At 69.8% G+C, this 12,562-nt stretch carries 8 protein-coding genes; 5 read left to right on the top strand and 3 right to left on the bottom strand.

Annotated features, from left to right (window positions below; all coding sequences use genetic code 11):
* Window positions 1-15 precede the first annotated feature (15 nt).
* Window positions 16-999 carry a LysR substrate-binding domain-containing protein gene (locus WMF12_RS07390; protein WP_437869714.1) on the bottom strand — a complete coding sequence of 328 codons (984 nt, stop codon included), beginning with the start codon at window positions 997-999 and terminating at the stop codon, window positions 16-18.
* A gap of 126 nt (window positions 1,000-1,125) precedes the next feature.
* Here WMF12_RS07390 and WMF12_RS07385 point away from each other — a divergent pair, with 126 nt between their 5' ends.
* The 4 genes from WMF12_RS07385 (at window position 1,126) to WMF12_RS07370 (ending at window position 8,314) form a co-directional block, all read left to right on the top strand.
* Complete coding sequence (locus tag WMF12_RS07385) at window positions 1,126-4,293, top strand: efflux RND transporter permease subunit (RefSeq protein WP_437869713.1); 3,168 nt, start codon at window positions 1,126-1,128, stop codon at window positions 4,291-4,293.
* Window positions 4,290-5,597, top strand: coding sequence for an efflux RND transporter periplasmic adaptor subunit (locus tag WMF12_RS07380; RefSeq protein WP_437869712.1), 1,308 nt, complete (start codon window positions 4,290-4,292; stop codon window positions 5,595-5,597). Before WMF12_RS07385 ends, WMF12_RS07380 begins: the two co-directional genes overlap by 4 nt.
* Before the next feature lie 594 nt (window positions 5,598-6,191).
* A complete protein-coding gene (locus tag WMF12_RS07375; RefSeq protein WP_437869711.1) occupies window positions 6,192-7,613 on the top strand; it encodes a serine hydrolase domain-containing protein in 1,422 nt (473 codons plus the stop codon).
* Window positions 7,614-7,912: 299 nt separating this feature from the next.
* On the top strand, window positions 7,913-8,314 hold the full coding sequence (locus WMF12_RS07370) for a hypothetical protein (protein ID WP_437744905.1): 402 nt from the start codon (window positions 7,913-7,915) through the stop codon (window positions 8,312-8,314).
* 102 nt (window positions 8,315-8,416) lie between these two features.
* Here WMF12_RS07370 and WMF12_RS07365 read toward each other — a convergent pair whose 3' ends face one another.
* Entirely contained in the window at window positions 8,417-10,423 is a 2,007-nt protein-coding gene (locus WMF12_RS07365) for a membrane dipeptidase (protein WP_437869710.1), read from the bottom strand.
* 172 nt (window positions 10,424-10,595) lie between these two features.
* On the bottom strand, window positions 10,596-11,945 hold the full coding sequence (locus WMF12_RS07360) for an ATP-binding protein (RefSeq protein WP_437869709.1): 1,350 nt from the start codon (window positions 11,943-11,945) through the stop codon (window positions 10,596-10,598).
* A gap of 24 nt (window positions 11,946-11,969) precedes the next feature.
* Here WMF12_RS07360 and WMF12_RS07355 point away from each other — a divergent pair, with 24 nt between their 5' ends.
* Window positions 11,970-12,515 carry a response regulator gene (locus WMF12_RS07355; protein ID WP_437869708.1) on the top strand — a complete coding sequence of 182 codons (546 nt, stop codon included), beginning with the start codon at window positions 11,970-11,972 and terminating at the stop codon, window positions 12,513-12,515.
* Window positions 12,516-12,562 lie beyond the last annotated feature (47 nt).

Raw genomic sequence — 12,562 nt, 5'->3', positions numbered from 1 at the left:
CGCGCCTCGGCTCCGCTATTCCGCTGCGTCTGGCCTCGCCGCGGCGGCCCCGCGGGCACGGCGGCCGCGCTTGCCTTCCCCCGGTTCCCCCGGCGCGCCGCGCGCCGCGCGCGGCTTGCCCTTGCTGACGCCGACCCGCCGCACGAACGACAGGAACTGGCGGAGCGTGGGAGACGCGTCGTCGGCGCGCCATGCGACGAGCAGATCGGTCGACGGCGCGCCCACGATCGGGCGCAGCGCGAGCCCCTTGCGACCGACATTCTTGATGGATTCCGGCAAGATAGAGACGCCAAAGCCCGCCGCCACCAGGCTCAGGATGTCGAGGTGCAGCGCCTCCTGCGCGATGCGCGGGGAGAAGCCCGCCGCGCGGCAGAGCCCCATCACCAGGTCGAAGAAGGCCGACCCGCGCTGGCGCGGGAACACGACGAACGGCTCGCGCGACAGGAGCTCGAGCGGGATGCGCTTCCGCGCGGCGAGCGGGTGATCGGCCGGCAGGGCGACCAGGAGCGGCTCGCGCCGGACGCACTCGGACGCGAGCCGGGCGTCGTGGAGCGGCGCCCTCACGAAGCCCACGTCGATGCGCCCGTCCTTGAGCGCCTCGATCTGCTCCTGCGGCGGCATCTCGCGGAGCGCGAGCTCCACCGCGGGGAGCTCCCCGCGAAAGGTGCGGACCAGCTCGGTGATGCCGCTGTAGGCGAGCGACGACAGGTACCCGACCACGAGGCGCCCCGTCTCGCCAACGCTCGCGCGCCGGGCCTCGTGCACCGCGAGCTCGAGCGCGTCGAAGACCCGCCGGACATGGGCGAGGAACGCCGCGCCCGCGGGCGTCAGCTCGACGCGCCGCCGCGAGCGATCGAAGAGCGAGAACCCGAGCTCGGACTCGAGATCCTGGATCTGCCGGCTCAGCGGCGGCTGGGCGATGCCGAGCCGCTGCGCCGCGCGGCCGAAGTGCCGCTCCTCGGCGACGGCCGTGAAGTACCGGAGGTGGCGTAGATCCATACCTTGAAGGTATCGTGTGATACGAAAGAATAGATTGGACGAACGTCAAGGGCACCCTAAATGCGGAGCCTGCCCTCAGGCGCCACCCCCGGCCGGGGCGCTCCGGAGGGGGACGGGAATTGGCCCATGTGGCTCGTCCGGATCGCGCTTCAACGCACGTACACGTTCATCGTGATGTCGATGCTGATCGTCATCCTGGGCGTGTTCACCGTCGCCCGGATGCCGACGGACATCTTCCCGGACATCGACATCCCGGTCCTGTCGGTAATTTTCAACTACGGCGGTCTCCCCCCCGAGGAGATGGAGAAGCGCATCGTCAACAACTACGAGCGCTTCCTCACCACGACCGTCAACGACATCGATCATATCGAGAGCCAGTCGCTCACCGGCATCTCGATCATCAAGATCTTCCTCCAGCCCGGCGCCAGCATCGAGGCCGCGACGGCGCAGGTCACGGCGATCTCGCAGACGGCGATCCGCCAGATGCCGCCCGGGATCAGCCCGCCGCTCATCATCCGTTACAGCGCCTCGAACGTGCCAATCCTCCAGGCCGCGCTGGAGAGCGAGTCGCTGAGCGAGCAGCAGCTCTTCGATTACGCGGTCAACTTCATCCGCGCCGACATCGCCACGATCCGGGGCACGCAGATCCCGTTCCCTTACGGCGGCAAGCAGCGCCAGATCATGGTCGACATCGACCCGCAGCGCCTCTTCGCCTGGGGGCTGTCGCCGCGCGACGTGAACGCGGCGCTCGGGCTGCAGAACGTCACCCTGCCCTCCGGCACGGCGAAGATGGGGGAGAACGAGTACCCCGTCATCATGAACAGCAGCCCCGCGGCCTTCGAGGAGCTCGGGAAGCTGCCGCTCAAGACGGTGAACGGCAGGACCATCACCCTCCGCGACGTCGCGAGCGTGCGCGACGGGAGCGCGCCGCAGACGAACATGGTGCACGTGGAGGGCAAGCGCAGCGTGCTCCTGAGCATCCTCAAGAACGGGAGCGCGAGCACGCTCGACGTCGCCTCGCGCATCCACGCGATGCTGCCGGCCACGCTGGAGAAGCTCCCGAAGGAGCTCAAGGTCTCGCTGCTCTTCGATCAGTCGGTGTTCGTCCGCGCCGCGGTCTCCGGGGTCGTGCACGAGGCGCTGATCGCCGCGGGGCTCACGGCGCTCATGATCGTGCTGTTCCTCGGGAGCTGGCGCAGCACGCTCATCGTCGTCATCAGCATCCCGCTCTCGATCCTCGTCTCGATCATCGCGCTGAACGCCCTCGGCCACACGCTCAACGTGATGACGCTCGGCGGGATGGCGCTCGCCGTCGGCATCCTTGTCGACGACGCGACCGTGGCCATCGAGAACATCCACAGGAACCTCGGGCAGCGGAAGCCGTTCCTGCGCGCCATCGTCGACGGGGCGCAGGAGATCGCCGTCCCGGCGCTCGTCTCCACGCTCTGCATCTGCATCGTCTTCGTGCCGGTCGCCTTCATCACCGGCGCCGCGCGGTCGCTCTTCGTGCCGATGGCCATGGCGGTCGTCTTCGCCATGCTCACGTCGTACTTCCTGTCGCGGACGCTCGTCCCGACGCTCGTGCGCCTCCTGCTCGAGCGCGAGGCGGCGGAGCACGCGCACGGCCACGCCGCTCCCCGAGGCCTCTTCGGGCGCGTCTTCGCCGCGTTCAACCGCGCGTTCGACCGGCTGCGGGCGGCGTACGGCGGGTGGCTCGCCTGGGCGCTCGCCCACCGCGCCCTGTTCGTCGGGGCGTTCCTTGCGCTCGTCGCCGCCTCGGTCGCGCTGATCCCGCTCCTCGGCCGCGACTTCTTCCCGACCGTCGACGCGGGGCTCATCAAGCTCCACGTGCGCGGCCCGCCGGGCACCCGCCTCGAGGAGAGCGAGCGGCGCTTCGCCCGCATCCAGGAGACCATCCGCGGGGCGCTCCCGCCGGGCGAGATCCGCACGATGCTCGACAGCATCGGGATCCCGGCGAGCGGCATCAACCTGTCGCTCAGCGAGGGCGCGCAGATCTCGTCGGCCGACGGGCAGATCTTCATCGCGCTCGCGGAGCACCACCGGCCCACCGCGGACCACGTCCGGACGCTCCGCGCGAGGCTCAACGCGGCGTACCCCGACACGACGTTCTTCTTCCTCGCCCCCGACATCTCGACGCAGGTGCTGAACTTCGGCCTCGCGGCGCCCATCAACGTCCAGGTGGTCGGCCCGATCGGCAAGGAGGACGAGACGTACGCCGTCGCGCTGAAGATCGCCGATCGCATGGAGAGGATCCCCGGCGCCGTCGACGTCCACCTCGCGCAGGTGCCGGCGAGGCCGCAGCTCCGCATCGACGTCGATCGCACGATGGCCGACCAGCTGGGGCTCAGCCAGCGCGACGTGGCGAGCGACGTGCTGGTCTCGCTCTCGTCGAGCGGGCAGACGTCGCCGACCTACTGGCTGGACAAGCGCGGCGTGCAGTACCTCGTCGCCGTGCAGACGCCCCAGTACGCGATGGGGTCCATCGACGACGTGAACGCCACGCCGCTGTCGACCGGCGACGGCCGCCCCCAGCTCCTGTCCAACGTCGCGTCGATGTCGCGCGCGACCGGACCGGCGAACATCACCCATTACAACGTCGCGAGGACGTTCGACGTCCAGGCGAACGTCGACGGCACCGACCTCGGCTCGGTCGCGGGCGCCGTCTCGCGCGTTGTCGACGAGCTCAGGCCCGAGCTGCCGCGCGGGACGAAGGTGACCATCAAGGGGCAGGCGGAGAGCATGGACACCTCGTTCACGGGGCTCGGCTACGGGCTCCTCTTCGCGGTCGTGCTCGTCTACCTGCTGATGGTCGTGAACTTCCAGTCGTGGCTCGACCCGCTCATCATCCTGATGGCGCTCCCGGGCGCGGTGGCGGGCATCGCGTGGGTGCTGTTCGTGACGCACACGACGCTGAGCGTGCCCGCGCTCATGGGCTCGATCATGTGCGTCGGCGTCGCCACGGCGAACAGCATCCTCGTCGTGACGTTCGCGAACGACCAGCGCAAGCTGGGCCGCGACGCGGGCACAGCGGCCCTCGCCGCGGGCATGACGCGCCTCAGGCCGGTGCTCATGACGGCGCTCGCGATGATCTTCGGCATGCTGCCCATGTCGCTCGGCCTGGGCGAGGGCGGCGAGCAGAACGCCCCGCTGGGGCGCGCGGTCATCGGCGGTCTCCTCGTCGCGACGCTGAGCACGCTCTTCTTCGTGCCCGTGATGTACAGCCTCCTCCGGAACAAGGCCCCGGCCAGAGACCTGCTCGCAGAGGACCTATGAGCTCCCCCGCCCGCCGATCCGCTGCCCCCCCGACCTCTGCTCCCCCGTCGCCGGGCAGCCCCGCCGACGACCTCGGGTTCGATCTGCCGCCGCCCGCCGTGCTGACGAGGACCCGCGGCCTCGCCCTCGGCGTGGGCCTCGTCGTCGTGCTCGGGGCGGCGTTCGCCGCGGCCTACCTGCCCCGCCGGAACGCCCGCGCCACGCTCGAGCAGGGCGCCCGGGCCGCCGAGGGCGCGGCCCCGCGCGTGGGGGTCGTCGCGCCGCAGCCGGTGTCGAGCGACCGGGCGCTCGTCCTGCCCGGCAGCATCCAGCCCCTCGCGGAGACGGTCGTCTACCCGCGCGTGAGCGGCTACGTGCGGAGGTGGACCGCGGACATCGGCGACAGGGTCGAGGAGGGGCAGATCCTCGCCGAGATCGACACGCCCGAGCTGGATCAGGAGCTCGCGCAGGCCCGCGCGCAGCTGGTGCAGGCGAGCGCCGGCCTCGTGCAGGCCGAGGCCAACCGCGACCTGTCGAGGTCGAGCGTGAAGCGCTACGAGCAGCTCGTCCCCGCGGGCGTGGCGCCGCAGGAGGAGCTCGAGCAGCGGCAGGGGCAGGCGCACGTCGCCGAGGCGAGCGTCACCGTGGCGCGCGCGGCGATCACCGCGCAGCAGGCGAACGTCCAGCGCATCCTGGATCAGAAGAAGTTCGCGAAGGTCGCCGCGCCGTTCGCGGGGACGGTCACCTCGCGCACGACCGAGCGCGGGGCGCTGGTCACGGCGGGCAACGGGACGCCGCTCTTCACCGTCGCGGCGACCGACCCCGTGCGCGTCTTCGTGGGCGTCCCGCAGGACGTGGCGCCCAGCGTGCGGGTCGACGCGCCGGCGAAGGTCACGGTGCGCGAGTTCGCGGGGCAGCCGTTCCAGGGCACGATCGCGCGCACGGCCGGCGCGCTCGACGCGGCGACCCGGACGATGAACACGGAGGTGCGGGTGCCGAACCCCGACGGCCGCCTCCTCGCGGGCATGTACACGGAGGTCGCGCTGACCTTGCCCACGCCGCACCGCGTGCTCGAGATCCCGGCGACGGCGCTCTACAACGACGCCAAGGGGCTCCGCGTGGCCGTCATCGACCCCGGGAGCAGGATCCGCTTCGCGCCGATCGTCGTCGAGCGCGACACGGGCGCGACGATCCAGGTGTCGACCGGGCTCGACGGGAGCGAGCGGGTCGTGAAGCTCGCGAGCGCGGAGCTGAGCGAGGGGATGGCGGTCGAGATCCTCCCTGAAGGGCCGCCGCCCCCGCCTCCGGGCGGGCCTAACCGCTGAAGCCAGCCTCGCTCGCGTCGAGCTCCTGGGCAAGCAGCGTCCTGAAGAACGCCGGGTGGTGGGGGACTTACCCCACCTTGCCGGAATGATGGGGTCACCAAGACGCAATAAGACGCCATACGACGCCAAGATTTGGATGTCACGCCGTGACAATGTCACGATGTCACGCCGTGACAACGTCACGATGTCACGCTCCGCGAGCGTGCCTTCGTGCGGCGCAGCAGCGCGCCGAACCTCTCCCCTCCCCCTCGCGACCGGCGCGGCGCCAGGCGGAGGCGGCGCCCGGCGCGGCGCTACCGAAGGCGTCATGCGCCTCGCAAGTGGCTGATATGCAACGCATTTTCGCGAGCTCCAGGCGGCGTCACGGCCGCCGCTGAGGGGCGCCCGGCCGTCGTCGCGGCCACCACGGCGCGCGCACCGCGCGGGGTGCGCTGCTCGCCGGAGCGCCGTGCGGCCCGCTGGCACGAAGGGTGGATAAGCCCCTGACGGGGCGCGGGCCAAGAGGCGCTCCGAGACCGCAGCCGATGACCCCGATAGCCCTTCGCCCCGCCCCGCGCTGAGGCTGCAGCACCCTTCAAGGAAGGAATCGCGAACATGAGAGCCAGTAGCTTGATCTTCTGTGGAGCCGCGGCCGCCGCCATCGTCGGCATGGCGCCGTCGGCGCACGCCCAGGACACGTACCCTCTGGAGCCGGCGATCAGGTACTCCGTCCGCCCGGGCACACCGGAATCGGTGGGTCTGTCCAGCGCCCTCCTCGACCAGGCGGTCAACGAGCTGGAGGATGCGGTGGACGACGGGGATATCAATGGCGCGGTCCTCCTGGTCGCCCGCCGGGGCCGGGTCGTGCTCCACACCGCCGTGGGGACGAGAGACGGCCTGAACGAGGACGATCCGAGCATGCCCTCGGTGCCGATGCCGCTCGATGGGATCTTCGATCTCCAGTCCATGACCAAGCCGTTCACCGTCTTTCTCGCGATGAGAATGCAAGAGTCCGGGGATTACCCGGGGTTCAACATCAACAACACGGTCGCGACGTATTTCTCGGAGTTCGCCGTCTCCTCGGTCAACAACAAAAGCTCTGTCACGATCAAGGATCTGATGAGCTACGTATCGGGGGAGGATATCGACTACTTCGACGACACCAACCCGAACGGCCTCTTCGACGACGCCGACCCCTGGCACTCGATGCTCGACGCGCCGCTGGCCCACCCGCGGGGGACGAAGGTCGTCTACAGCGATCTCGGCTTTCGGATCCTGGGCCACGTGCTGGAGACGGTCGGCGGCGACTCGCTCCAGAACCTGATGAAGACCTACATCTTCGACCCGCTGCAAATGAATGACACGGGCTTTCAGCCGTGGCTCAACATGCCGGAGAAGGAGGATCGCTTCGTCGGCACGGCGTGGTCCGCGGCGCGCGAGCGCTATCTCCGGGGCGAGGTGCAGGACGAGACCGACTACTTCCTCGAAGGGGACGGCCCGGACCCGGCCGAGCACCTCACCGGGTGCGACGGCCTGTTCTCGACCGCGAGCGATCTGGCGAAGTTCGCCCAGATGTTGTTGAACCGGGGCAAGCACGCCTACAGCTGCAACCAGTGGCCTCTCAACCTCTGCATAGCCACCCTGCTCCCTGCCCAGGCCGTGCTCGACATGACCACGACCCAGACAGGCTCGCTCCACCTCAACAGGTCGGCCTGGACGTACTCCGAGAACCTGATCTACTCGCGCAAGGGGTACGGCTGGGAGATGTGGGACGCAGGCATGTGGCCCGGCGGGGAGTCGACATCGACCGTCGCCTACAGCAAGACAGGCGCCGCAGGGACGCTCATCGTGGTCGATCCCGAGCCGAGCCGCGAGATGTTCACGATCCTGCTCACGAACCACGGGCTGCCGAAGTACGACCATTTCACCGTCGACCCGGCGACGGGCAAGATCTCCTGGGAGGAGTTCGACTGGATGCTCGGTGACATCCGGGCCAACGAGGTCATGACCAAGGTCCACGGGTCCCTCACCTGGTGACCCGGCCCGCGGAGACGAGGCGCGAGCCGGACCATTGCCAGGTGGGGCAAGAACGTTTGCCCTTATCGCGTCTCTGACCGTGCGGTACCACCTCCATACCAGATCACGGTGCTCGTACGAGCTCCGCAACGCGACGGCCACCCCGCTGGAGCGACGGACACCGAAGGCATGAATGGAGGCAGAGCATGACACACGACATCAAGAGCGCACAAGGCACACTCCTCGAAGGCCAGGACGGCTGCACCATGGCCCGATCCGAAGATGACCGACGAGCTCGGTCGAGCGGAAAGGGCCGAGGCATGAGGTTTCTCACGAAGCTCAGCGGGATGATCGCCGTCCTCGCCTCCATGGCGCTCGCGGGCTGCATCGCGCAGGAGGGCGATGAGGCCCTGAGCGAGGAGGACCTGAGCGAGGAGACCGTGGAAGAGGCGGAGCAGGCGCTCCAGATCGGCCTCACGTCGGTGACCTGCAACAGCGGCTGGCCTGGTACGCGGGGCTGCTTCAAGAAGATCACGAGCGCGACGGACATCGTCGCCGGCACGATCACCGTGCAGATCGATGGCCACAACGGCGCTGTCGGGTTCAGCGCGTCCCAGACCGGGCCCCGGACCATCGAGTTCTCGGCGAGCATCCGCGAGGGCGACGCGTTCAACCCGGGGGCGAACACGACCAAGTTCCTCGTGGCGTGGATGCGCCAGTAACAGCGGGACGAAGACCCGACCCAGGTCGGCGGCGCGGCGCAGCTTTGCCGCGCAGGGCCAACCCGGGTCGGGTCCCACAACCCCGGGACGGACGTGCGCGGATCAGGGGACGGAGCGGCCGACCGTCTCGGCCTTCGCCCACATCTGCGCGAAGCCTTCGGCTCCGCCGTAGAGCCGGTCGATGAGCTGCTCTCCGCCCGGAAGCGCCTCGACGTGCTTGAGGAAATCCGGGAAGAGCCCGATGTGAACGACCCCCTCCTCGTTGTAATCCCACGAGCGGCTCCCCATCCGGGCCCTGGGGAAGCTCGAGTAATCGACGCACGCCTCGGCCGCCGGATCGACGCACCGGTACACGATCTCCATGGCCTGCGTACAGAACGCGCGCGTCGCGGCCTGGACGCCGGCGCGGCTGTATTCGTCCGGAGTCGGCGCCTTGTAAGAGCAGGACGTCTTGTCATTGCAGGCGCGGCCGACGAGGCCCGTCAGGTTTCCGCTGGTCTGGATGTCGAGACAGCCGATGCGCGCGGAGCGCACGTCGATCTCGGCCCCTGTGCACCGGAGCTGCGCGGGCGGGTGGTTCCAGGCGTCGCCTGGCACCGTCACCACCTGGTCCCGGGGCGCCTGGCACTCGGGAGAGCGCGGCATGACGACCATCCCGTTGATGTCCGAGCCGAGGGTGATCTGAAGCGGCTTGCCGCCTGACGTGATCGCCGCCACGGCGGCCGCGTTCCGCAGGAAGGTCCGTGCATCGGAGTCGCCGAAGCCGACGCCCGCGAGCCCGCCGCGCGCGGCGAGCTCCGTGTACTGGGCGTTGGTCCGGCCGTTCTCGTTGCCGCTCGAGCCGCGGAGCCCGTTGTGCCCCGAGACGAGCGGATACGCGCCGCCGGGCGTCGTTCGGGTGAATGCGAGCACGTCGCTCACCATCCGCTGCGACATGTGATCGATGTCGATGACCATCCCGAGCCTCATCATCTCGTTGAGGGCGACGCGGCCCATGGGCAGGAGCCCCAGCCGGTTCTTGTGGCCTTCCCCCGGCTGGCAGCTCGGGAGCGGGATGTGACCGCCGGCGTCGCCGAGCTTCATCAGCTTGAAGAGGTCGTTCCCCGACTGGATCTGCTTCGTGATGCCCTCTCCGCGGGAGCACTCGAGGTCCCACCATTTCCCCGTCTGGAAGCGGTTGGCGCGCGCCACCTCGTCCTCGTAGGCGGCGGTCCCGCCGAACAGGTTGTCGGTGAGGTGGACCGGGAACACGTAGCGCACGCCGAGGACGTGGAGGCGCTTGATCTCCGCGCGGATCTGGGCCTCCGTGGGCGACGCTTTGTTCCACACGAAGTTGCCGATGTCGTCCAGCTCGACACCGACGATCACCGCGAGCTTGTTCTTCTCCACGATGCGCCGGAGATCGGCGTATGAACGCGCGATCTCCATCCACGCGTCGTGCTTGCCGACGAAGCGGACGAGCTCTTCGATCTGGAGATTGCCCGACGCCCTGTCGTCGACGGGCGGGTTTGCCTCGATGCCGTGGGCGAGCGTGCGGCTGTTGACGGCCAGCGCGACCATCACCCGGAGGCCACCCTCCTTCGCGCGGCGGATCCAGTCGACCCACATCTGCTGGTGCAGGATATCGTTATGCGCCGGGAAGTGCGCGAACGTCGGATAGCCCACGGGGCGCTCGACCTCGAACGAGCGGATGCCGTGGGATTTCGCCATTTCCCCGAGCACGATCTGGCGGACATGATTCCCGCACTTGTTCGTTAGAAAATCGTGACCCCGGTGGGTGCTGTAGCTGGTTCCCAGCGCCTCCGCGATGCTGGCGGCGCGCCGCGCCGACGCATTGCACGTGGCGCCTGACACGCCTTGACCGCTGGGGTCGTAGATGGTCCCCGGCGCCATGAGCACGTCGACGTCGGGAGCGCCGTGGAGCACGTGCCCCCCGAAGCCGAGGTGCGCCATCGGGTGGGTGTGGAGATCGGCGAACCCGCGCAGCGGTCGGCCGGGAGCGTTCAGCGCGGAATCGAAGATCGGCGAACGCCGCGCCTGCGCGCTCACGGGGCCGGGGGCCGCGAACGTCACCGCGGCCGCGGCGATCGCAATCCAGGTTGGAGCCAACGCAGGACCTGTCATTGGGCTTGTTTTCTTCATGCCAAGTTATCCTTCCGAGGTTTGCGAGCGACGGAGTCCATGCGAGTACCCACTTCGCCACCGAGTGGTACCGCATGGCCAGTGGCGCGATGAGGGCAAATTTTCTTGCCACCCTGTCCGCGCGCCGCGCGCTCCGTCGTCACACAGGCGCTTCGAGCAGCTCGATCGTGACCTTGGCGCCGCCTTCCGGGAGGTTGGCGCGCAGGACGAGCCCACCGCTCGATTCCACCATGGCGGCCACGAAGCCGAGCCCCTGTCCGGACCCGCCCGGCTTCAGGCTGGGCGCGTCGTGGAACCCGGGGCCGTCGTCCTTCACCTCGATGGCCACCCGTCCGCCGCCCAGCGGGCGCGCGTCCAGCGTCACGCTGGACGCCCCGCGCTCGCCCGTCCCCTCGCACGCGTTGACGAGGAGGTTGAGGAGCACTCGCTCCAGCACGTCGTGCCCCCCCGCGAACAGGACCGCGGTGCGCTCCGCGCGATCCGTGACGTCGACCTTCACCGCCTGGTAGCGCCGCCGGACGACCCGGAGCGCGCCGCGGGTCGCCTCGCCGATCTCGGCGGGGGCCGTCGCGCGCAGCGCGTCGAGCTCGCGTATCGTCCGATCGCGGATGTGCCCCATGGTCGATGCGACATCCTCGACGCTCTCGCGGAGCTGCTCCAGCTTCCGCAACATGCGCTCGGCGCTCGCGGACTCGACCCGAAGGAGCTCGCGCCGGAGCAGATCGGTGTCGATGAGGGCGGCCGAGAGCGAGGTCTTCACGTCGTGGTGTTCGTGCAGCATGACGCTCAGGTTCCGCTGCGCGCGCTCGGCGCGCAGCGTGGAGCGCGCCCCGAGCTCGACGACGCGGACCGTGCGCATCGTGGCGAGGAGCGCCGCGCTGGCGGCCGTCAGGAGCAGGAGGAAGAACAGCGACGCCGGCGCCCAGAAGTCGTCGTGTTGGCCGCCGTTCAGCGCGCGGTCGAGCACGATGAGCACGAGCGCGGAGAGCGCGTTCGCCGCCGTCGCGAGGAGCACCGCCCGGCGGACGAGCCGGAACGCGCTCACGGACACCGGGATCAGGAGCGCGGCCATATCGGGCAGGTGCAAGATTCCCGGGTAACCGTCCCAGGGCCAGAGCACGTTCGGCAGCAGCGCCAGAAAGCACAGGAGCGCGTCGAGGCCGACCGAGACGAGGATCAGGTGAGGAGGGGCATCGGTCCTCCGGCTCCGCCACCACACGTACAGCGAGGCGGCAACCGCGCCGAGGAGCAGCGGAACCTCGATGAGCGAGCGCGCGTGAGAGCCTGACGGCGTCAAACCCCCGACGGCGAGGAACCGCGCGAGGAGGGCCGCGCAGAAGACGCTCCGCGCGATCGAGGCGGTGCGCTCACCCCGCAGCGCCTCGCGCGTGATGAGGGCGTCGAGCTGCGCGCCAGTCGACGGCGCCGACGGCGCCGACAGCGCCGGGAGGCTGGCCAGCTCCGCCCGCTTGAGACTATGCGCCCCCATGAACCGGGGGCATGCTACCACACGATGCTACGCTGGCTGATCGTGGAGGATGACGCGAGGCTCAGGCGCGCGCTGCGCGAGGCGCTCGAGGCGCGCGGCGCCGAGGTCGTCGCGTGCGCGTCGGTGGCCGAGGCGCACAGCGCGCTCGCAGGCGGGGCGTTTCAAGGGATCATCGCCGACGTGATGCTCCCGGACGGGAACGCCGTCGACGTCGTGGAGCGGGCCATGACCTGCGCTGTCGCGCCGACGATCGTGGCCATCAGCGGCTCGGCGAGCCCGGCCGTCTCGTTCCGGCTCGCCCAGATGGGCGTGCGCTCGTTCCTGGCGAAGCCGCTGCGCCTCGAGGAGCTGGAGCGCACGATCGACGACGCGCTGAGCCGGCCGCCCGATCTCCGGCCGCAGGTGCGCGCGGCGGTGGGGCGGGCGTCGATCCAGGACGTCGAGGAGCAGGTGCGCACCGTCATGGTCGACGAGGCGCTCGCGCGCGCCGGAGGAAACCGCCGGAAGGCGGCAAAGCTCCTGAACGTCTCGCGCCAGCTGCTCCAGCACATCCTCCGGCGGCGATCGTAGGAGAGGCCAGCGCCACCGCGCACGGGCCGTGAACCACGGCAAATTCC

The sequence above is a fragment of the Sorangium sp. So ce363 genome (assembly GCF_051520435.1).
Taxonomy (GTDB): domain Bacteria; phylum Myxococcota_A; class Polyangia; order Polyangiales; family Polyangiaceae; genus Sorangium; species Sorangium cellulosum_B.
Note: the sequence above shows the minus strand (reverse complement) of the source record. Positions and strands in the feature narration are given on the sequence as shown.